Source organism: Bombella intestini, assembly GCF_002003665.1.
Lineage (GTDB): Bacteria > Pseudomonadota > Alphaproteobacteria > Acetobacterales > Acetobacteraceae > Bombella > Bombella intestini.
Map to the genome: position 1 here is coordinate 351,418 of NZ_JATM01000003.1, position 20,711 is coordinate 372,128.

The 20,711-nt window shown below is 55.4% G+C and carries 18 protein-coding genes; 8 read left to right on the forward strand and 10 right to left on the reverse strand.

Annotation, left to right across the window (positions count from 1 at the left end):
* Positions 1–26: 26 nt before the first annotated feature.
* From alaS to aroB, 4 genes are all read right to left on the reverse strand, one after another.
* Positions 27–2,666 carry an alanine--tRNA ligase gene (gene alaS / locus AL01_RS06410; RefSeq protein WP_077396614.1) on the reverse strand — a complete coding sequence of 880 codons (2,640 nt, stop codon included), beginning with the start codon at positions 2,664–2,666 and terminating at the stop codon, positions 27–29.
* A gap of 121 nt (positions 2,667–2,787) precedes the next feature.
* On the reverse strand, positions 2,788–3,234 hold the full coding sequence (locus AL01_RS06415) for a GtrA family protein (RefSeq protein WP_158075946.1): 447 nt from the start codon (positions 3,232–3,234) through the stop codon (positions 2,788–2,790).
* Between the two features lie 184 nt (positions 3,235–3,418).
* Positions 3,419–4,579 (reverse strand): OmpA family protein, encoded by a 1,161-nt coding sequence (locus AL01_RS06420; protein WP_077396616.1) that lies wholly within the window; start codon positions 4,577–4,579, stop codon positions 3,419–3,421.
* Between the two features lie 213 nt (positions 4,580–4,792).
* Positions 4,793–6,469 (reverse strand): 3-dehydroquinate synthase, encoded by a 1,677-nt coding sequence (gene aroB / locus AL01_RS06425; protein WP_077396617.1) that lies wholly within the window; start codon positions 6,467–6,469, stop codon positions 4,793–4,795.
* 154 nt (positions 6,470–6,623) lie between these two features.
* Between aroB and AL01_RS06430 the strand changes: the two genes are divergently transcribed.
* The 3 genes from AL01_RS06430 (at position 6,624) to AL01_RS06440 (ending at position 8,851) form a co-directional block, all read left to right on the forward strand.
* The gene (locus tag AL01_RS06430) at positions 6,624–6,830 is read left to right on the forward strand and encodes a hypothetical protein (protein WP_077396618.1); all 207 of its coding nucleotides are present in this window, start codon (positions 6,624–6,626) and stop codon (positions 6,828–6,830) included.
* An 11-nt stretch (positions 6,831–6,841) separates the two neighbouring features.
* Complete coding sequence (locus tag AL01_RS06435) at positions 6,842–7,801, forward strand: tyrosine recombinase (RefSeq protein WP_077396619.1); 960 nt, start codon at positions 6,842–6,844, stop codon at positions 7,799–7,801.
* 81 nt (positions 7,802–7,882) lie between these two features.
* The gene (locus AL01_RS06440; RefSeq protein WP_077396620.1) at positions 7,883–8,851 is read left to right on the forward strand and encodes an acetyl-CoA carboxylase carboxyltransferase subunit alpha; all 969 of its coding nucleotides are present in this window, start codon (positions 7,883–7,885) and stop codon (positions 8,849–8,851) included.
* Between the two features lie 70 nt (positions 8,852–8,921).
* Here the strand turns inward: AL01_RS06440 and AL01_RS06445 are convergent, their stop codons facing one another.
* Positions 8,922–9,683: a competence/damage-inducible protein A gene (locus tag AL01_RS06445; RefSeq protein WP_077396621.1), complete on the reverse strand. Its 762-nt coding sequence runs from the start codon at positions 9,681–9,683 to the stop codon at positions 8,922–8,924.
* A gap of 110 nt (positions 9,684–9,793) precedes the next feature.
* On the opposite strand from AL01_RS06445, the gene AL01_RS06450 reads away from it, so the two are divergent.
* Positions 9,794–10,714 carry an SMP-30/gluconolactonase/LRE family protein gene (locus tag AL01_RS06450; RefSeq protein WP_077396622.1) on the forward strand — a complete coding sequence of 307 codons (921 nt, stop codon included), beginning with the start codon at positions 9,794–9,796 and terminating at the stop codon, positions 10,712–10,714.
* A gap of 73 nt (positions 10,715–10,787) precedes the next feature.
* Here the strand turns inward: AL01_RS06450 and mutT are convergent, their stop codons facing one another.
* Positions 10,788–11,207, reverse strand: a complete 420-nt coding sequence (mutT, locus tag AL01_RS06455) for an 8-oxo-dGTP diphosphatase MutT (protein ID WP_077396623.1) — start codon at positions 11,205–11,207, stop codon at positions 10,788–10,790.
* 361 nt (positions 11,208–11,568) lie between these two features.
* Between mutT and AL01_RS06460 the strand changes: the two genes are divergently transcribed.
* Entirely contained in the window at positions 11,569–13,980 is a 2,412-nt protein-coding gene (locus tag AL01_RS06460) for a TonB-dependent receptor (protein WP_193791538.1), read from the forward strand.
* 57 nt (positions 13,981–14,037) lie between these two features.
* Here AL01_RS06460 and AL01_RS06465 read toward each other — a convergent pair whose 3' ends face one another.
* Positions 14,038–14,913 (reverse strand): ATP-binding protein, encoded by an 876-nt coding sequence (locus tag AL01_RS06465; RefSeq protein ID WP_077396625.1) that lies wholly within the window; start codon positions 14,911–14,913, stop codon positions 14,038–14,040.
* Between the two features lie 86 nt (positions 14,914–14,999).
* Between AL01_RS06465 and yajC the strand changes: the two genes are divergently transcribed.
* The gene (gene yajC / locus AL01_RS06470) at positions 15,000–15,350 is read left to right on the forward strand and encodes a preprotein translocase subunit YajC (protein WP_077396626.1); all 351 of its coding nucleotides are present in this window, start codon (positions 15,000–15,002) and stop codon (positions 15,348–15,350) included.
* A gap of 101 nt (positions 15,351–15,451) precedes the next feature.
* Here yajC and AL01_RS06475 read toward each other — a convergent pair whose 3' ends face one another.
* The 3 genes from AL01_RS06475 to AL01_RS06485 form a co-directional block, all read right to left on the reverse strand.
* Positions 15,452–16,060, reverse strand: a complete 609-nt coding sequence (locus AL01_RS06475) for a superoxide dismutase (protein ID WP_077396627.1) — start codon at positions 16,058–16,060, stop codon at positions 15,452–15,454.
* 165 nt (positions 16,061–16,225) lie between these two features.
* Entirely contained in the window at positions 16,226–17,098 is an 873-nt protein-coding gene (locus AL01_RS06480) for an NAD(P)-dependent oxidoreductase (protein WP_077396628.1), read from the reverse strand.
* 115 nt (positions 17,099–17,213) lie between these two features.
* Positions 17,214–17,819 carry a LabA-like NYN domain-containing protein gene (locus AL01_RS06485; RefSeq protein ID WP_077396677.1) on the reverse strand — a complete coding sequence of 202 codons (606 nt, stop codon included), beginning with the start codon at positions 17,817–17,819 and terminating at the stop codon, positions 17,214–17,216.
* Between the two features lie 295 nt (positions 17,820–18,114).
* On the opposite strand from AL01_RS06485, the gene rpoZ reads away from it, so the two are divergent.
* The gene (gene rpoZ, locus AL01_RS06495) at positions 18,115–18,480 is read left to right on the forward strand and encodes a DNA-directed RNA polymerase subunit omega (protein ID WP_077396630.1); all 366 of its coding nucleotides are present in this window, start codon (positions 18,115–18,117) and stop codon (positions 18,478–18,480) included.
* 103 nt (positions 18,481–18,583) lie between these two features.
* The coding region (locus AL01_RS06500) for a RelA/SpoT family protein (RefSeq protein ID WP_077396631.1) at positions 18,584–20,711 on the forward strand (2,128 nt) is incomplete at its 3' end.

The following is a 20,711-nucleotide window of genomic DNA, read 5'->3' on the forward strand; positions in this document are numbered from 1 at the left end:
ACCCTACCGGATGGCGAGGTCGAAACTTAACCTTCGGCCAAGGTCTTGCGGATCATGGCGAAGACAGCATCTGCCGCAGGCTCGGAGCCACCAGCCTGTGCCATGTCCGGGCGACCGCCGCCGCCTTTGCCGCCCATCAGGGCGGAGGCTTCACGGGCTAGCTTTACAGCATCAAAACGATCCGTCAGGTCTTTGCTGACGGCAATAACGATGCTGCCCCGCTCATTAGCACCGGAGATGAGAGCCACCACACCGGAGGAAATCTGCTTCAGTAGGCCATCAGCCAGCCCCTTGAGGTCCTTGGGGTTGACCTCCTCAAGGAAGCGGGCCGCCAGCGTAATACCATCGATAGTTTCGCTGGAGGATGCTCCTTCACCCGTGGCCAGCTTGTGCTGAAGAGAAGAAATCTGGGCATTGAGAGCCTTACGTTCTTCCAGCAGAGCTGCCAGACGGGCCGGGGCCTCGGCAGGCGTGACCTTCAGCAGGGCGGCCATTTCAGCGAGACGGTCCTCACTGGTACGGATGGTCTGCTCGGCAGCCGCCCCGCAGACAGCTTCGATACGGCGGACACCGGAAGAGACACCCGTTTCGGACACGATGCGGAAGAGGCCGATCTCGCCAAGGCGGTTCACATGTGTTCCGCCGCAGAGTTCAATGGAGTAGGCCTGACGGTTCTTCTCATCCTCATTCCCCATGAAGACGACACGAACTTCATCGCCATACTTCTCCCCGAAGAGAGCCATGGCACCGCTTTCAATAGCCTGTTCCTGCGTCATCAGGCGGGTTTCGACCGGGCTGTTCTGGCGGATGCGGGCATTCACCTCGGCTTCAATAGCTTTCAGCTCATCATCTGTCAGCGGGCGGGGCTGGCTGATGTCGAAACGCAGGCGGTCCGGCGTGTTCAGGCTACCTTTTTGGGTGACATGCTCACCAATGTGACGGCGCAAGGCTTCATGCAGCAGATGGGTGGCTGAATGGTGCCCCCGCACGGCGGTGCGGCGAACGTGGTCGATCTCGGCATGAACATCCATACCCGGCTTGAGCGTACCTTCCACGATGCGACCATAATGGACGATCAGGGAGCCGTTTTTCTTCTGCGTGTCGGTGATCTCGATGCGCAGGCCGGGGCCTGTCAGCGTGCCATGATCACCAACTTGACCGCCACTTTCTCCATAGAAGGGGGACTGGTTGAGTAGAATGGCGACTTCATCACCCGCTTTGGCCTCGGCCAGTTCGTCACTACCCCGGAAGATGGCTTGTACCTGAGCATCCGCAGCTTCGCTGACATAGCCAAGGAACTCTGTTCCGCCGAAACGGTCACGGGCATCGAACCAAACAGTTTCCACGGCGCTATCGCCAGAGCCAACCCAAGCGGCACGGGCACGTTGACGCTGCTCGGCCATAGCACTTTCGAAACCGGCCTCATCCACTTTATGGCCACGTTCACGCAGCACATCCTGTGTCAGGTCCAGCGGGAAGCCGAATGTGTCGTAGAGTTTGAAGGCCACATCACCGGGCAGATGACCGTTGCTGGAGAGGCGATCCATTTCGTCTTCCAACAAGGCCATGCCACGGCCCAGCAGGGCGGAGAAGCGTTCTTCCTCACCCTTCATAGTCTCGGTGATTAGAGCCTTATGCTGGTTCAGCTCGGGGTAGGCATGGCCCATCTGCTGGATGAGGGCAGGTAGCAGACGGTAGAACACTGGCTCTTTAGAGCCCATAAGGTGAAGATGACGCATGGCACGGCGCATGATACGGCGCAGCACATAGCCTCGACCTTCACGGGAGGGCAGAACACCATCAGAGATGAGGAAGGCTGTGGAGCGCAGATGATCAGCTACGACACGGTGGCTTGTCTTGAAACGTCCATCAGCATCCTGCTTTAGGAGGTCAGCAGAGGCTTCGATGAGCGCACGGATGGTGTCTGTGTCGTAATTGTCTTTTTTGCCCTGCATAACAGCGGCGAAACGCTCCAGCCCCATGCCTGTATCAATGGAGGGGTGGGGCAGGTTCGTACGCTTACCTTCGCCTTCTTCAAAGAACTGCATGAAGACGAGGTTCCAAATCTCGACAAAACGATCCCCATCTTCATCGGGGCTGCCCGGAGGGCCGCCGGCGACAGACGGGCCGTGATCGTAGAAGATTTCAGAGGATGGACCACAGGGGCCGGTATCGCCCATGCGCCAGAAATTATCAGACGTGGCGATGGGAATGATCTTATCGTCCGAAAGGCCAGCAATCTTCTTCCAGAGTGAAGCGGCTTCGTGGTCGTCTGCATAGACAGTGACGAGCAGCTTCTCAGCTGGGATGTTAAAGCCCTTGGTCAGAAGGTTCCATGCAAATTCAATGACTTCAGCCTTGAAGTAATCTCCAAAGCTGAAATTACCCATCATTTCAAAGAAGGTGTGATGCCGGGCTGTGTAGCCGACATTGTCCAGATCGTTATGTTTCCCACCGGCACGGACGACCTTCTGAGCCGTTGTGGCCCGTTTGAAGGGAAGGGTTTCTTGCCCAGTAAAGACATTCTTAAAAGGCACCATCCCTGCATTGGTGAAGAGTAGGGACGGGTCATTCTGCGGAACCAGAGAGGCCGACGGAAGAATACGGTGCCCGTGAGATTCAAAATACTGGAGGAATTGTGCGCGGATATCGTTGGTACTGATCATGAGCCTGTAAGTCCGGGTTCCGGAGAAGGGAAGAGTAGTCCTCGCCTTTTAGACGATTTTGCAAGGATTGGGAATGGAAGAGCCGAGCAGTGGAAAATACGGATGCTCGGTAGAGCGAGCGTTATGTCAGAGACTTTTTCTTGTGGAAAACGAAGTGATGGCAGAGGGTGAAATTGATGAACATGCCCCCTGCTGTACCGAAGAAAAGAGCAATGACAGTGTAATGACGTGTCAGCGGCCAGAGACTGAAAAGAGCCAGCACGATACCACGGTTTATGATGAAGCCGGGAAGGTTGGCCAGTATAAAACGACCCCATTGATGGTGAACTTTATGGCGTTGGCGGCAACAGTCCCGGAAGGTCCAGTAACGATTTAAAATCCAGTTATTGCTGGAAGCAACGACATAAGCCAACAAGGCTGCAATTCTTAGTCCGACTGCATGGCGGAAAAGGGAAAGGCTTGCCCAATCCACAAGAAATCCAGCTACGCCCACAATGCCGAAATAAAAGAAGCGCTGTATAATTGGAAGGAACTTGATCAATTTTTGGGGAATAACGTGCTCAAGCATGTATCTGGTAGGGGGCCATAATGATTGTTGTGTAAAGCGGGGGAAAGCTAGCATAGCTTCGTTGTGGAAAGGTAACTCTTTCTTATTAAGAGTTTTTTTAGGAACGGCACGGACAAAAAAAGGGTGCCCGAAGGCACCCTTTTTCCGTGACCGTAAAGCCCGGGCTGAAAATCAGCACTGAAGATTACTTCAGGATGATCTCAACGCGACGGTTCTGCGGCTCACGAGTGTTCTTGCCGGTAGCAACCAGCGGGTTGGCATCGCCGTAACCGTGGATGTCGATAGCTGTAGCCGGAACGCCCAGACGGATCAGCTCAGCCTTGACGCTGTTAGCACGACGGAGGGACAGACCCATGTTGTACTTCTCACCGCGCGGACCCGGATGAGCAGCGGAGTTATCGGTGTAACCGTTAACTTCGATGCGTGTTGTCTGCACGTGTGTGGAAGCCTGAGCAGCCTGAGCAACGATGTCGCGAGCGCGGCCTGTCAGAGCAGACTTATCCCAGTCGAAGAAGACGAGGTAAGTACGAGCAGCCTGAGCCGGCGGCGGGACAACAACGTGCGGAGCCGGCGGCGGCGGCGGCGGAGCATTGTTGAAGGCATAACGCAGGCCAAGCAGGAACTGGTGAGTGTAACGCGTGTTGAAGCTGACGCGGTCACCCTTACCGTGGTTCTCGTTGTTGTTATGCAGGTACTGACGGCCACTTGTCACGCCGGACATGGAGCCTGTCTGGCCCATGAAGCGGTACTGTGTTGTCAGAGCCAGACCCGGAACGCCCGGGATGTCGTAAGCAGCACCAGCGATGAACTGTGCAGCGAAACCGCCCTGCGTGTTGTTGAAGTTCGGGTCAGGACGACCTGTGCTGCGGTTGTACACCTTGCGGTAACGCTGCCACATGTAACCAGCACCGATACCAACGAACGGTGTAACCGGCACATCGTTCAGGCCGAACATGCCGAGATCGATGTCATACAGCACGTTGGTGAAAGCACCCCAGCCTTCGCTCTTGCCGTGAGCCTTACGGCTGTCACCGCCAGCAGCAAAAGCACCGCCCAGACGGGTGATGTGTGTCTGGTTGTATGTACCTTCGATCTCAACGCGCAGGCCGTTACCGAAGCCATAACCGGAGGAGAGGTAGCCATTGAAGCCAGTGCCGGAGTGGGCGTTACCACCGATGCCACGACCGTGGGAAGTGCCGGGGTTACCCTGACGGAACTGCTGATGCTGAACCAGGTTATAACCGCCTGCCATATCGATGTACGGGCCGGTGATCGTGCTGGCCATGGCAAATGACGGCAGAGCCACCATTGAGGTCATGGCGAGAAGTGCATTACGAATACGCATTTACTTCCTCAGTCCTTAATTCTGTATACTTACGGCCATTACGGTTGGCAGGCGTCGGAACGATCACCGTATGGAGCCAGCGCGGCCGATAATTGAGATGTAATAGAAAGCTGGTTGGAAGTTAAGAGGTTTTCCGTTCAGTGCCTGTGATGGGACAGGCACTGTGACCAATAGAACACATAATCGGTATGAGGGCCGGAAAAGTGGCTGGTTTTACGGGGTAAATCCCTCATCTAACAGTAGGGATCGGACATCATCCATGGTGACGTCACGGCAGGTGAAAGCCATGCCGATTCCGCGGAGCAGAACGAAGGTGACCTTCCCGTCACGCAATTTTTTGTCCCGTCCCATATGGGCTAGTAGCGTTTCTACATGCAGCATATGAGGCAGGTCCGCAGCACTGGCAGGCATCCCGAGAGCGTGGAGATGGGCATCTAGACGTTCAAGGTCTTCCCGGGGGGCAAGTCCCATCTTCACAGACAGGGCAAGGGCCATATGTAGGCCAATGGAAACAGCCTCTCCATGCAGAAGGCGTCCATCGTAATGGAATTCTGCCTCGAATGCATGGGCGAAGGTATGGCCGAGATTGAGCAGGGCCCGCCCGCCAGAACCTGCTTGTTCCCGCTCATCATCCTGCACGACTCCGGCTTTGAAGGCACAGGCACGGCGGACGGCTTCTCCTAATGTTGCAGGGTCCCCGGCGAGTACGGCTTGGCCGTTGGCTTCGCACCATGCAAATAGATCAGCATCGGCAATGAGGCCGGATTTTACGATTTCCGCGTATCCCGCAACAAGCTGACGGCGAGGGAGAGTAGCAAGTGTCCCTGTATCTGCCATCACAAGGCGGGGCTGCCAGAAAGCACCAATGAGATTCTTGCCAGCTCGGGCATTGATGCCTGTTTTGCCGCCAACGGAGCTATCAACTTGTGCTAGCAATGTCGTAGGAATTTGGATGAAAGGAATTCCCCGCAGTGCTGTAGCCGCTACGAAACCGGCCAGATCACCTACGACTCCGCCGCCCAGAGCGATAACCGTGGTGCCTCGTTCTATGCCTCGGTTGAGTATGTCTTCCATGACAGCTTCGAAACGGGAGAGGGACTTGCTGCCTTCTCCAGGTGGTACGGTGACGGTGTGAAAGCGAATGTCCGCCTTGCGGAAACTGTCTTCCAGAGTTGCGAGATGGTGGGAGGCAACGGTTTCATCGGTCAGGATGATGGCGTGATTGTTGGGCAGATGGGTTTTTATCCGCAGGCCCGCCTGAGCCAATAGGCCAGCACCGATGAGGACCTCATAACTGTGGCCTGCTAGGGTAACTGGCACGTGATGGGGTAGCGTTGTGCTGGCGAGGGTGTCGGTAATGGATTGGGTTGCCTGTTCCACGCTTTCATCTCCACAGTCGATAATGATGTCCGCTTCGGCATAGCGTGGATAACGCATGGTGGCGAGGCGGTGTAGGGTTTCTGCCGGGTCCCCCTGAGCAAGAAGAGGGCGACTACCACGATTGTGGAGCAGACGCCGGAGCAGGACAGGCATGGGGACATGGAGCCAGATGGAGCAGACATCTGGAGCTTTATGGATGAGGGAGCGGGTCTGAGGGTGCATCCATGCACCACCGCCAGTGGCCAGAATACAAGGGCCATTTTTTAGCAGGCGGCGGATGACCCGATGTTCCCCAGCCCGGAAGTGGGCCTCACCGTGCTTGGCAAATATTTCCGGGATACTCTGGCGGGAGGCCTTTTCGATTTCAGCATCAGTATCAATGAAAGGGATATTGTAATGCTGGGCCAGCATCCGCCCTAGAGTCGTCTTGCCAGCGCCCATGAGGCCGACAAGGACAAGAATACGGAAAGGCAGCTTGGTCGGCTGCGGAGAGGGTGAGGAACAGGACATGGCTTTCCTCCTATCATGGGTAGGAAGGTGGGGGTAGATATCTCCTTATCCTCCTCTCTGCAACAGTTGGTGGATTTAGAGGGCGAGAAGAGGGTTTTTAAAAGCGGATGATCCTTCTATAAGCAAGGCGTATCCTTTGACATGGAGCCGTTTTATGAAAACCGTTGCCCGTCTGGTGCTGGTCCTGTTGGTTCTTGTGGTGTTGGTAGGGGGGGGATATATCCTGACAGCTCACGGGGAGCAGCCACCAGCGCCGGTAATGGTGCATCGTGACCTGACCCCGCAGGCCGTGGCTCCCCCTGGTCCCGCTCAGAAGGCGGTCTCTGGCTTGCCAGAGTTGCCGCCGGTTGGGGGGCAGTGAGGAGTCATCCCATGGCACTGTTGGATGGCTCTAAGTCCTCGCGTTGCCCGGTAGAATCCCGTGCCCTGATTGATGCGTTTCTTGAGGCCTTGCTGGCGGAGCGGGGTGCTGCTGGGCGGACGAGGGAGGCCTATCGGGCTGATCTAGAAGATTTTGCCCGCTGGTGTGCGCCCCTGTCGCTGGCAGATGTCTCCCCGAACAAGGTCCGTGCTTATTTTGCCGATCAGGGGCGTTGCGGCATTTCAGCCCGGACACAGGCCCGCCGCCTGTCCTGCTTCAGGCAGTTTGCCCGCTTTATGCTCCAGATGGGGGTGAGGGCGGATGAGCTGACAGCCGGACAGGTTTCTCCTCGTTATCACAGTGGCCTGCCGCATCCGTTGAGTGAGGAAGAGGTCAAGCGTCTTCTGGAGAAAGGCACCAGTGGCCATGCCGATCTGCGGCGGGACCTTCTGTCCCGTGTGGCGTTGGAGATGCTGTATACGACAGGACTACGCATCAGCGAGCTTTTGAGCCTCCCGGCAAGCTGCATCCGACAGAGGGGTGGGATGCTGACCGTGCGGGGTAAGGGCGGACGGGAGCGGCTTGTGCCGTTTTCCAGCACGGCCAGAGAAGCAGCGGAAGCACTGGTGGCCTATGATGCTATCTTGGATAGCCCTTGGCTGTTCCCGGGTCGTGATCCCCGCAAGCCGCTGACCCGTCAGGGATTCGATAAAATATTATACGCTTGTGCGCTTAAGGCCGGGCTGGACCCGCAACGTGTCAGCCCCCATGTGCTGCGTCATTCCTTTGCGACACATCTCTTGAATAGGGGGGCTGACCTGCGAGCTTTGCAGGTTTTGCTAGGCCATGCCGACATCACTACGACCCAGATTTATACGCAGGTTATGACGGAACGGTTAAAAGAGGCCGTCCGGCAGCATCATCCTATGGGAGAAAATGCGAAGGCCAAGAGAGGGGAAAAACGCAGTTAATAGCCGGAAGTGGCAGAGTTTTGGTTTAGGGGATCAAATTAGGACTGTCTTGTCCCCTGTTGGCGTGCTATCGGGCAGATCATGCGCCAGTTCCTAGATTTTGAAAAATCGGTTGCCGAGCTTGAGACCAAGATCGGTGAGCTTCGTCAGGTTGGTCGCCAGGATGATGGCGCTGGTCTGGATGGTCTGAACATTGATGAGGAGACCGCCCGTCTTGCCGAGAAGGCGGACAAGCAGCTCCGCAGTCTTTACAGTAAGCTGACACCTCTCCAGAAGGTGCAGGTCGCTCGTCATGCCCAGCGGCCCCATGCGCTGGACTATATCGAATCATTGATGACGGATTATACGCCGCTCGCCGGGGACCGGGCGTTTGGTGATGATCAGGCCCTCATAGGGGGTGTAGCCCGTTTCCGTGGGCAGCCGGTCATGGTGATTGGTACCGAGCGTGGCTCCGATACGGAGAGCCGTTTGCGTCATAATTTCGGTATGGCCCGTCCAGAAGGCTACCGTAAGGCGCAGCGGTTAATGCGCATGGCAGAGCGTTTTGGCCTGCCGATTCTGACATTCGTGGACACGGCAGGGGCATGGCCGGGGATTGATGCCGAAGCCCGAGGGCAGGCCGAGGCGATTGCTCGGGCGATTGATACCTGCCTTCAGGTCAAGGTGCCGCTGATCGCTACCGTGATTGGTGAGGGTGGCTCCGGCGGTGCTATCGCCATTGCAGCTGGTGACCGTGTTCTGATGCTGGAACATGCGATTTATTCCGTCATTTCACCAGAGGCTGCAGCGTCTATCCTCTGGCGTGATCCCAAAATGGCCCCCGCCGCTGCTGAGGCTCTCCGCTTGACAGCGCAAGACCTGAAAAAACTTGGGCTGATTGATCGCATCGTTGATGAGCCGGTAGGGGGTGCCCAGCGCATGCCTGCTGAGGCAATCAACCGTGTAGGTGAAGCGATCTCTGCGGAGTTGGCCTCTGTGAAGGATCTTACGAAGGAAGAGTTACTGCTCCGACGTCGGGAGCGTTATCTGGAAATGACACGGGCAAGCTAAGGCATTTCCCGATTAGTCTGTAGTTATTATGAAGGCCGCTCCCTTTTGGGGCGGCCTTCTGCTTTTCAGGTTACGCCGCCCGTGGGGGATCACCCTCCAGTGGTGAAAAGCCCAGCGTGACGATGAGGTCATGCAGGGCGGTTCCAGCTTTGGTCACGGTATCCGCATCATAGCCTTTGGCCACTAATGCTACGCCTCGTTTTTTCCCTTCATCAAAGGGATAGGAACCGACATCCAGCATGGGGAAGTCATGCTGGATGGAGGTGAGTGCCTCGGCAAGGTCGCCTTCATAGATATCGTAACTGTACCAGCTGGCACTTGTCAGAGGGGCCCCGGCTTCCAGATGGGGCATAAGCCATTCTACCATCGCCTGAAAGATGCGAGGAACGCCGGCCATGACATGCACATTGCCCAATGAAAACCCGGGAGCGGTGGAGACGCTGTTTTCGATAGGGGTGGCGCCTTTTGGCAGCCATGCCATACGTTGGCGGGCTTTGTTGAACTGCCCCGCTGGGAAAAGGACTTCCAGCTTCCGGAAGCTCTCTTCATGGCATAGGAGTGGGACACCAAAGGCTTCGGCTACGCAAGCAGACGTTATGTCGTCATGGGTTGGGCCGATTCCTCCGCTGGTAAAGAGCATATCGAATCGTGCGCGGCAGTCATTGACCGTACGAATGATCTGTTCGGGGACATCAGGAATGATGCGGACTTCTGCCAGTTTTATACCCCGGCCATTCAGAGCCTGAGCGAGGACACGGATGTTGGCATCCTGCGTGCGGCCGGAAAGTATTTCATTACCGATGACAAGAAAACATGCAGTGAGAGGAGCCATGAGCCTGTAATACCTTGTTTTGGCCGCATTGTTGTTTTGGTGCGGACTTGGCCCTCGGGCGTGGCATCCGGGGGTGTGGAAATTAACCTCTCTCCATTATATGGGAGGGTATGGCCTTTAAAAAGGGAGAGACGCCTGTGAAGCTGGAACACCATAAGCCTGTATGTCTGTCAGATTTTCGAGCAGTGCTTGGGGAGGGGCCAGTCTGGATTAAGGCTGAGAATGCGTTCTATTTTGTCGATATTGTCAGCCATCATGTCCATCGCTACAGCCTGACGGATGCGTCCCTATCGGTGTGGAATGCGCCTAACCGTACAGGCTTTTTGCTGCCTGTTAATGATGGGACGTTCCTAGCTGGCCTGCCGGATGGTCTGCATCGGTTTGATGTGAAGACGGGTTATTTCGAGCGGGCCTGCGTGATCGAGCCAGAAGATGAGGGGAACCGTCTGAATGATGGTTGTGTCGATCAGAGGGGGCGTATCTGGTTTGGCACGATGGATGACGGGGAAAGCCGGGACAGCGGCTCCCTGTATCGGGTTGAACATAAAAAGGGTGAGTTGGTTATTTCACATTGGGACAGTGGTTATACTGTGTCCAATGGTCCGGCGATCTCCCCTTGTGGTAAGGTGCTGTATGCTTGCGATAGCCCGCAGCAGCGTATCTATGCCTTTGATATTAGCGAGGATGGCAGCCTTACAAACAAGCGCATTTTCGCTACCTTCACCAAGGGTTATCCCGATGGTGTCGTAACAGATAGTGAAGGCAATCTCTGGTGCGGAACATGGGCTGGAGGGCAGATTACTCGTTTCCGCCCGGATGGAAGCATGATGGAGCCAATTGCGCTGCCGGTTGCTAACGTTACGAAAGTGGCTTTCGGTGGTGAGGACTACAAGACCGTGTTTGTGACGACTGCTCGCAAGGGGCTAAGCCCAGAGGAGCTAGAAGCACAACCGCAGGCAGGTGGCATTTTTGCCTTCCGTACGGATGTTCCGGGTAACCCACAGCATAGTTTCGTGCTGGAAACTGTCTGATCTGTTCTGCTCATGTTATCCAAAAGAAAGAGGGGCCGTAATAGGCCCCTCTTTTTCGTGCTTGTACCGTTAATCAGCCCAGAAGAGTCTGAATGTGGGGAACAAGAGGGGCATCGGCCTTGGGCATGGGATACTCGCCCAGTTTGTTGGTTGGTACCCACGCCAGATTCTGGCCTTCCCGCCCGACAGGTTCGTTTTCCCATTCCCGGACAAGATAAAGCACCATGAGCAGATGGAAGGTGGCGCACTCCTCGCTCACAAAGGTAAAGGGCTCCAGAGCATCCGGTCGCACGGTGATACCCAGCTCTTCATGCAGTTCCCGTACTAGTGCGGCCTCTGGGGATTCCGGGACTTCCACTTTCCCGCCGGGGAACTCCCACAATCCAGCGAAGGTTTTCCCTTCTGGTCGCTGTGCCAGAAGAATGGTTCCATCCTGTTTGATGAGAATGGCTGCCGTGACAAGTAGCGTATGGGGACGGACGGGTGAAGGCATTAGAGGCTCCGTATCCAGAATGTCATACTGTGTGGAGTGAGGGGCAAAAATGCGCCTTTTATGCCACAGGGGGAAGAGGAAACGTTAAAAAAAACCATATGGACCTTTGCGAGGGACGCTACTGCCCGGTAGGAAGTCAGGCATAATTTGAGTGGATAGCTGCCCTGACTTGGAGACAACCCCTGTCATGGGTTTTTTATTGTGTACTGATATCATGGGAGTGCCAGACGCATTGCGCCGCCATCTTCTTCTATCCTCCGCAGCCATTTTTCTGGGAATGGGTGGTGGAGCTGCTTTCGCCCAGACCCGATCCTCAACGTCAGTGGCACCCGCCAGGGAGGCAGCAGGAAAACCTGCTGCAATGCGTGACAGCACCGGGGTGGCACATCGGCAGGGTGTTCATAAAGGAACCCCTCGAAAGGGTGCAGCTACGGGTAAGGCAAATAGTGGAATCAGTGCGGCCAGTGCCAGCGCAGGGCCGGTGAAGAAGGCTCCCCATCGCCGACTGAAATATGTATCGGCTCATGGTGTGCAGAGCCTCTCTGTACATGCGTCTCATGCTAGCCGGTCCTCGGAACTGGCTGTGCCTAAAAGCGTGATGAAGGAGTACGTGCCCGGTACAAGCCCCTATAAAGCATTGGACCGTATGCCGGGTGTGAGCTTTACCTCTACGGACCCGTTTGGCATCGATAGTTTCGGGGCCAATCTTTATGTCCGTGGGTTCTTCATGAATCAGCTGGGCGTGACGCTAGATGGCATCCCGTTGAATGATCAGACCTATCAGTCCGTCAATGGTCTTAGCCTCGCCTCGGCTATCATTCCTGATGATATTGGCAGCATGACCATGTCGCAGGGTGGCGGTGGTGTGGATGTGGCATCCACCAACACGCTGGGCGGGACCATTCGTGTTACATCCAGCGATCCTTCCGACACGTTGGGCGGCAAGGTCAGTCAGGCATTTGGCAGCTATGGGTCTTACCGTACCTATGCCCGGTTTGATTCAGGTCGTTTGAATGAGTCTGGCACGAAGTTTTATACTTCCTACGCTCGTACCGATGAAGGTATGTGGGAGGGGAAGGGCGATCAGTTCCTCCAGCAAGTGAATGCTAAGCTAGTGCAGCCGCTTGGTGAGCGCAGCAAGATTTCGGCTTTTTTCGACTGGACGGACCTTCAGCAGCAGAACTACCCGGACCTCTCACTGGGGATGATTAATAATCTGGGCTGGCGTGTGCCACATCTCTATCCAGATTATAAAAAGGCCTATCAGTGGGCGCAGCAGTGCAATAATAGTCCGAACAATTTCATGGCTTATCCGGGGTCCAACGGGCAGGTCAACGCCTGTCAGATGCCCTATTATGATGGTGGCCAGCACGAAACCAACTTTCTTGGCGGGTTGAATCTTGACCTCGCTCTGACGGACCATCTGACATGGCATACGACTGCCTACGGTCATGCTCAGTCTGGCAATTACAGCTATACGGCGGCAGCCTCTGCGGCCTCGACCGACCCGGACCTTCAGGTCGCTACGCCGAATGGTGTGCCGCTCTATCAAGAGGTCTGGAAGAACAGTCAGCAGCGTTTTGGTATTACGAGCAGCCTGGATTATCGCTGGGGTCATCATAGGATCGACACAGGGGTTTGGTACGAGAATAATAACCAGACCGCCGGGTTGTATAATTATCTGGAGCCAGAGCTAGGTGCGGGAGCGCCTGTTAAGGCAGTTGGGCCTTATGGTGTCTATGGGCCTGCGGACCGGGTCTATAACTTCAAGTGGCGCACCAATGTGGTGCAAACCCACCTTCAGGATACTTACACCATCATCAAGGGGCTGACCCTGACCGCTGGTTTTCGTTCGCTGATCTCCCAGACATCCGGTGGCGGGCATGAGAATGACAACTCATGGGCGGCTTTGGATGCTGGCGGTCTTCCGTCTGGCTCGCTGCATGCTACAGGGGCCTTCCTGCCGCATTTCAATTTGGACTGGCGACTGAACCGGCAAAACGAGTTTTATATCGACGTATCCAAGAACATGCGTGCCTACGAGGTGTCTGGCACGGGTGTGGCCAACTCGCTGTTTTCTGTGCCCAATCAGCAGGAGTTTCTACGGCAGAAGGCGCAGTCTAAGCCAGCCCGTGCATGGACCTATATGGGGGGCTATCGCTTTACGTCATCTATCGTTCAGTTGGATGCTACGGTCTATCATTCCACTTTGATGCATGAGCTTCTGGCTGGGGCGCGTGGAACAATGTTCAACCCGATCTCTGAAGAGTTCGATTTCGGGCGCATTTCCATGACGGGGGCTAATGGCAGCGTTTCTGTGCGCCCACTGCCGGGGTTGGTCATCACCAATACGCTCAGTTACAATAAGGGCACATATGACCGTGATGTGACCTCCAGTGCTGGGAATCATTACGCCTTGAAGGGTAAGAACATCGTCAATTATCCGTCATGGATGTATAAGGCCTCTGTTGCTTATACATGGCATGGGATTAATGCGCATTTCGATGCCAATTACTTTGGTAAGCGCTATTACAGCTTCATGAATGATACGTCCATTGGCAGCTATTGGCTGGCCAACACGGGGGTGAATTACACCTTCAAGAAGCTGGCCGGTGTGCGGGACCTAACGGTTAGCTTTAATGTCTATAATTTGTTCAACAACAAATATATCGCCATGATGGGTGAGAATAATAACCCGCCCGTGGGGGATTATCAGTCCTTAGAGCGAGGTGCGACACGGGAATATTTCGGGACGATCAGCGCAGCGTTCTAATTTGTGACGGAATGAGAGAAACGGCCCGCCCTGTTTTCAGGCGGGCCGTTTTTTGTGTCAGCGGGTTCCCTCGGCCAGTTCAGCACTTAGGGCCGTGATAAACTGGGAAGCCACCCGGCCGGAGCGGCTGCCTCGCTGGATAGACCATTGCAGCGCACGGCGGTGTAGCTCATCTTTAGCGATGGGAAGTTTCCGGTCTGCTGCGTAGGCATCAATGATGCTCAGATAATGGGGTTGAGAGGCTCCATATAGGCCAATCCATAGCCCGAACCGGTCGGAGAGGGAGACCTTTTCTTCAATGGCCTCACCCGGATTGATGGCATTGCCCGATTCATTCTCAATCATGTTCTGCGGCATGAGATGGCGGCGGTTGGAGGTAGCATAAACCAGTACATTGTCTGGTCGCCCGGCGATGCCGCCATCAAGAACGGATTTCAGCGATTTGTAATCGGCATCCTGCGTCTCAAAGGAGAGATCATCACAGAAGAGGATGACCCGGCGGGTACTGCGGCGCAGCAGGGCTAGAAGCTGCGGTAGAGTGTTGAGATCATCCCGTGGAATCTCAATCAGAGCCAGAGGGGGCTGGCCATTTTTGCGTTGTTCCTCATTGATGGCCAGCAGGCAGGCTTTGACAAGCGAGGACTTACCCATGCCTCTTGCCCCCCAGAGCATGACATTATTGGCAGCCAGCCCGTGAGCAAAGAAGCGTGTATTGCCCATGACCTGCCTTATCTGCCGGTCGATGCCTTTTAGTAGATCAAGCGGAACGGCCTGCATCTGGGGGATGGGTAGCAGGCGGCCATCCGCTCCCTGCCAGAGGAATGCATCCTGCGTGAGGTCATCCACTATGGAGGGGTCTGCCGGGGGAGGCGCCATGCGCTCCAGACTATTGGCGATACGGGTCAGGAGGGGAATGATGGCGGTTGTGGGCATGGTCTTCCTGTACAATGAACTTGACGTGAACCCTCGGGACGATATGGTCCCGGGAGTATCCCACAAAGATGGAACTAAAATTACCTATGAACAATCTTCTTTTCTCTACGGCTTATGCCGCAGATGTCGGCGGTGGCGCTTTTAATTCGGCAGCGTTGATGCAGTATGCGCCGATCGTTCTGGTTTTCATTGTCTTCTACTTCCTGCTTATCCGCCCGCAGCAGAAGCGGCAGCGTCAGCTGCGTGAGGAGCAGAACAGCCTCCGTCGTGGTGATCGGATCATCACAGCAGGGGGTATCGTAGGGACGGTGCAGAACACCCGTGATGATTCTCAGGAAGTGGATGTGGAGATTGCACAGGGTGTGAAGGTGAAGGTCATTCGTAGCACGATCATGACTATCCTTCCCCGTGAAGAAAAAGTCGCCAACGATTCATGAGGCGAGATCAGTCGCTTATTTTGCTTAGCTGATCTGATGAAAAAAGGCCCTGCCACGATGTTCCGTGGCAGGGCCTTTTTTATGCGGGGTTGATCCGTGGATCAGGCACCCTTCAGGCAGCTCTCGGCATACTCGTAGTTAGCGAGACGGTCGAGGAAGTTGCTGACATAGTCCGGGCGGCGATTGCGGAAGTCCAGATAATAGGAATGTTCCCACACATCCAGACCCAGCAGCGTACGGCCCTCATCTTCGGAGAGCGGATTGGCAGCATTGGCTGTCTTTGTGACCTTCAGCTTGCCATCAGAGCCCAGAACCAGCCATGCCCAGCCAGACCCAAACTGTGTTGTTGCAGCCTGCTTGAAAGCAGCCTTGAAGGCATCAACAGACCCGAAATCTTCTACCAGCTTCTTTTCCAGTGCGCCGGGGATCTTACCACCCTTGGGGGAGAGGCAGTTCCAGAAGATGCAGTGGTTCCAGTGCTGTCCAGCATTGTTGAAGACAGGGGCAAGAGAGGAATCAGCGTGAGAGAGGGCAATGATCTCCTCAAGTGCCTTGCCTGCCAGTTCCGGCTTGCTCTCAACAAAACCATTCAGGGCCGTGACATAAGCCTGATGATGCTTGCCGTGGTGCAGTTCCAGTGTTTCCTGGCACATACCAGCATCGGCCAGTGCGTTTTCGGCGTAGGGGAGTTTTGGGAGCTCAAAAGCCATGTGAAATCTTCCTTAACATATGAGGGGCAGAGAGCATCTCCCGGCCCATTCATGACACCCTTTAGCTATGGTTGAGAGGCAGCAACGTCAAGATGTACGGGGCGGTCTGCCCCAAAAAAAGAGTAAACTGGTCCAATAATTCAGTTGCTGTCTCCTACGGTAGGTTTAGCGGTTTGCGGCATCCCGCTCCATCTTAGCGATGAGGGCGGCATAGTCCTCGTTCGCATGATAGTGATTGGAAGCTGCCAGATTTTGAGAAGCGGCTGCCATACCATGCATCGGTACGCCGCAGCGGCGGGCTGCTTCCATGAGGAGGCCCATGTCCTTACTCATCAGCCGGGTTGGGAATTGGGATGGGAATTTCCTCGCTTTGCCCATGCTAATCTTGCGCTTGTGGTGAGGGCTGATGACGGCCAACTCCTGTAGGGCATCAAAAAGCACATTGCGGTCTACGCCTGCAGCAAGCCCATAGGCGATGCCTTCAGCAATGATGTTCAACGTGCCACCCATAATACCGTTGACGACCAGCTTCAGCCGTGCCGCACTCCCGGCGGGGCCTGTATGGAGTGTAATACGGCCGATACAGTCCAAAATGGGGCGTGCTCGTTTTAGTGTCTCTTTAGGGCCACCTGCCAGCATGATGAGGGCACCCTTGTCGGCTTCTGGTGTGCTGCCGGACATGGGGGTGTCCATCACCTCGACTTTACGTTCACCAAGCAGGGTAGCAAGATTATCAGCCTGTTCCGGCGAGACGGTAGAGGTATCCAGCACGAGTTGGCCTTCACGCAGTCCAGCCAGAAGGCCATCGGGGCCATGCAGAGCTGCATTTTCGGCAGCATCATCTGGGACGCAGAGAATAACGGCGTCACTTTGTTCTGCTACGAGGCGTGGGGAGGCCAGCATGGGAACATCCGCATCGCCATGACCTTTGCCCGATGGTGTGTAGGCGATGATCTCGTAGCCTGCTTGCTCCAGATTCTGCCCCATGAGCGAGGCCATGGCGCCGTAACCGATGAAGCCGATAATGCTGATGGACATGGGCCGCTCCTTTTTCAATTTTGTGTTTGTCTTTAGTGGAGATGGTGTGGAGCGGCGAGGGCGTAAAGGGGGTAAGAAAAAACCCCGCCGAAGCGGGGTTGAAGAGAGGGGAATCTTATTCTTCGTCGTCGTAATCTTCCGCATCTGCTGGATGACGGATGGGAGGGCGGGAGCGGTTGTCCGCATTGCGGCGAGTAAAGTGATGGGCAATATCGGCCAGCTCCACAAAGTGGTCTGTCTGGCGGCGTAGATCATCACCGATCATCGGCGGCGTTGTCTTGACGGAAGAAATGACCGTAACCCGGACCCCACGGGACTGAACAGCCTCTACCGCACGGCGCAGGTCAGAATCCCCACTAATGATTACGATATGGTCCAGTCGGGGAGCCTGTTCGATCAGATCGACGGCCAGCTCGACATTCATGTTGCCCTTTACACGGCGTTGACCGGACTGGTTAGTAAATTCCCGTGCCGTCTTAGTGACCAGATGGTAACCATTATAGGCCAGCCAGTCTGTCAGCGGGCGGAGAGGGGAGTAATCTTCAGTTTCCGGCATGGCGGCATAGTAAAAGGCCCGCTGGAAAGAGCACTGCTGCTCAAAAAGGTCACGCAGGGCAAGAAAATCTACTTCAAAACCCAAGTTGCGTGCCGCATGGTGCAGGCTAGCTCCGTTGATGAAAAGTGATGTACGATCGTTTTTACGTAGAAGAAGATTGGACATATAGCTCACATATAGTCTTGGTCGTTAAAGAAGCGTCCTGCTATTTTCCTATTCTGCATGTTGATGAGGTTCATACAGGATTTAAGGTTATGGATGGCATAATCGTCCCGGAGAAGACAGGACAGCCTCTCTCAACCCTTCTTACAGCTTTGCGTTGCGTCAATAAAGGCCTTTGTGGTAATAAAAGACGAGATTATGAGATGAGAGAGGTGAGTCTGCTTATTATATGGCAGGCTTACTTCTGGCCCGATGGCTGAAGGGCCATTCCAGCATGTGAGTGGGGAGAGCCAGTTTTATGGCACGTGTGACCGTAGAGGACTGCATCGAGAAGGTTCCAAACCGTTTTGACCTGGTGCTGCTGGCCGCCCAGCGTGCCCGTGGTCTTTCCCGTGGGGAAGAGATGCAGGTTCCACGGGACAACGACAAAAATACCGTTGTCGCCCTGCGTGAAATCGCTGAGGACCATGTAAGCCTCGAAGGGCTGCAGAACGGCATTGTTCGCTCCATGAGCAATCAGCCGGAAGTTGAGCCTTCCGATGAAGAGGTGATGGACCTCATCCCGACCGATCAGAATATCTTTGGTCTTCAGGATGTGTCCGCAGAGGAAGAAGCTGCCAATATGGCAGCCGATGAGGCCGGATCAGGCCGGGGGCGCCGCTAAGCCTTTACGGTTAGCGTACGCCCTGAGGGAGGGTCGGTCTTTCTGCTGCCTGTAGGCGGGGGAAGGAGCCGGTCCTTCCATCAGTAGAGATAGGGGCAGGTCCATGGCTGACGAAACACTACTTTCCACCGCTCTTCCAGCGGAGAAGGTGGCTGGTGCCGCAGGGTCACCCACACAGGACTTTCACCCCTCCATCAATGGGTTGTTGGAGAGGGTTAGACGTTACGACTCCCATGCCGACCTGGCCATGATGGAAGCGGCCTACGATCTGGCAGCCAAAGCCCATGAGGGGCAGTGCCGGGACAATGGCGACCCCTACATTACCCACCCTATTGCTGTTGCCAATATTTTGGCAGGGTTCCGCATGGATCCCGTCTCTATCATGGTGGGTTTCCTGCATGATACAGTCGAAGATACGGGCATCTCATTGGAGATGTTGGAGCAGCGTTTTGGTAAAGATGTAGCCGCCATTGTTGATGGCGTTACCAAGCTGACACGGCTGGAGCTTCAATCCGACAGAACCAAGCAGGCTGAAAATTTCCGCAAGCTGGTGTTGGCTATGTCACGGGATATCCGTGTGCTTATCGTCAAACTGGCGGACAGGCTGCATAACATGCGGACGCTGCATTACGTCCAGCGGACGGACCGCCGCCAGCGTATCGCAAAAGAAACGTTGGATATTTACGCCCCATTGGCCGAACGTATCGGTATGGACCGTGTAAAGACGGAACTGCAAGATATTGCCTTTGCCAACTTGGAGCCAGAAGCGGACGCTACCATCCGGGCACGGCTGAATTATCTGCGTGGTCAGGGCGCAGATATGATCGAGCAGATACGGTGTGAGCTTGCTACCCTTTGCAAAGAAGCCGGGGTGGAGGGGGCCAGCGTCATAGGGCGGGAAAAATCGCCTTATTCCATCTGGGAGAAGATGAAGCGGCGGAATGTCGCTTTTGAACAGCTTTCAGACATCATGGCTTTTCGTATTCTCGTCCCTACGCGAGAGGCCTGCTATGCCGCACTTGGTGCCGTGCATGGTGCTTACCCCATGATCGCCGGGCGGTTTAAGGACTATATTTCTACTCCCAAGGCGAATGGATATCAGTCTCTGCATACGGGGGTAACGCTCTATCGCCCTCATAGTCAGAAGATTGAGGTGCAGATACGTACGCCGGAAATGCACGACCTTGCCGAGAACGGTGTTGCCTCTCATTGGAGCTATAAGGACGGTAGCAGCCCTAGCGAGCATGAAACAGCTGTCCTTTCCGAAACATTCGGGGCCTATACCCGCAAGCTGCGTTGGGTGCAGGACCTGTTGGACATTTTGGAGGATAGTCAGGGGCCTGATGAGTTCCTCGAAAATACCAAGCTGGAACTTTATCAGGATCAGGTCTTCTGTTTTACGCCCAAAGGGCAGCTCATTTCCCTGCCCCGTGGGGCTACGCCGGTGGATTTTGCCTATGCCGTGCATAGTCAGGTCGGGGACCGGTGCGTAGGGGCCAAGGTTAATGGTCGTCTTGTTCCGCTGAAGCATGTTTTGGAGAATGGCGACCAGATCGACATCATGACGGCCCGGGGTGGGACCCCGTCCCCCTCATGGGAGCGTTTTGTCGTCACCGGGAAGGCCCGTGCTCGGGTACGGCGTTTTGTAGCCCTCCAACAGCGGCAGAATAATGTGGAGAATGGGCGGGGTGCTGTCGCTCGTGCTTTCCGCCAGAAAGGTGTGGATGGCTCCGAAAAGGTGCTGGAAGGCATTCTGGCTGCGCTGAAGCAGAACAGTCTAGATGAGCTGTATGGCAGTGTCGGGGCTGGGCAGCTGGACCCTCGGGATGTTGTGGGAGCGGCCTATCCCGAACTGTCTCGGCAGGGGCAGGTCCCTCGCATCGTTCCGGGATTGTCGCCTCGTCTGGAAGGGCGTCTGGACCAGCGACCTCACCTCCCGAGGAAGGTGCAGAATTATGAAGGAACGCTGGTTAATGGTGTGGGGCGGGGTATTGAACTGCATTTTGCAGGCTGCTGCCGCCCTCTGCCGGGGGATAGGATTGTCGGCATCATTGCGCAGGGCAAGGGTGTGACCGTTCACCGGCGTAAGTGCCATAATCTTAGCATGTTCTCCGACATGCCAGAGCGTTTTCTGGAAATTTCGTGGAGTGAGGAGGCTATGGGGCGGACAGGGCGGGATGCGCCCCGTTATACGGCCCGTCTTTCCGTCGTGGCGGGGGACGACCCCGCCG

Bases quoted from the DNA above. Each gene is read 5' to 3' on its own strand.
- AL01_RS06430 (WP_077396618.1), top strand. From the start codon at position 6,624: ATGAAAACCGTTGCCCGTCTGGTGCTGGTCCTGTTGGTTCTTGTGGTG.
- AL01_RS06450 (WP_077396622.1), top strand. From the start codon at position 9,794: ATGGCCTTTAAAAAGGGAGAGACGCCTGTGAAGCTGGAACACCATAAG.
- AL01_RS06440 (WP_077396620.1), top strand. From the start codon at position 7,883: ATGCGCCAGTTCCTAGATTTTGAAAAATCGGTTGCCGAGCTTGAGACC.
- alaS (WP_077396614.1), bottom strand. From the start codon at position 2,666: ATGATCAGTACCAACGATATCCGCGCACAATTCCTCCAGTATTTTGAA.
- AL01_RS06415 (WP_158075946.1), bottom strand. From the start codon at position 3,234: ATGCTTGAGCACGTTATTCCCCAAAAATTGATCAAGTTCCTTCCAATT.
- AL01_RS06485 (WP_077396677.1), bottom strand. From the start codon at position 17,819: ATGTCCAATCTTCTTCTACGTAAAAACGATCGTACATCACTTTTCATC.
- AL01_RS06475 (WP_077396627.1), bottom strand. From the start codon at position 16,060: ATGGCTTTTGAGCTCCCAAAACTCCCCTACGCCGAAAACGCACTGGCC.
- AL01_RS06480 (WP_077396628.1), bottom strand. From the start codon at position 17,098: ATGTCCATCAGCATTATCGGCTTCATCGGTTACGGCGCCATGGCCTCG.
- AL01_RS06420 (WP_077396616.1), bottom strand. From the start codon at position 4,579: ATGCGTATTCGTAATGCACTTCTCGCCATGACCTCAATGGTGGCTCTG.
- rpoZ (WP_077396630.1), top strand. From the start codon at position 18,115: ATGGCACGTGTGACCGTAGAGGACTGCATCGAGAAGGTTCCAAACCGT.
- yajC (WP_077396626.1), top strand. From the start codon at position 15,000: ATGAACAATCTTCTTTTCTCTACGGCTTATGCCGCAGATGTCGGCGGT.
- aroB (WP_077396617.1), bottom strand. From the start codon at position 6,469: ATGTCCTGTTCCTCACCCTCTCCGCAGCCGACCAAGCTGCCTTTCCGT.
- AL01_RS06465 (WP_077396625.1), bottom strand. From the start codon at position 14,913: ATGCCCACAACCGCCATCATTCCCCTCCTGACCCGTATCGCCAATAGT.
- AL01_RS06435 (WP_077396619.1), top strand. From the start codon at position 6,842: ATGGCACTGTTGGATGGCTCTAAGTCCTCGCGTTGCCCGGTAGAATCC.
- AL01_RS06445 (WP_077396621.1), bottom strand. From the start codon at position 9,683: ATGGCTCCTCTCACTGCATGTTTTCTTGTCATCGGTAATGAAATACTT.
- mutT (WP_077396623.1), bottom strand. From the start codon at position 11,207: ATGCCTTCACCCGTCCGTCCCCATACGCTACTTGTCACGGCAGCCATT.
- AL01_RS06460 (WP_193791538.1), top strand. From the start codon at position 11,569: ATGCGTGACAGCACCGGGGTGGCACATCGGCAGGGTGTTCATAAAGGA.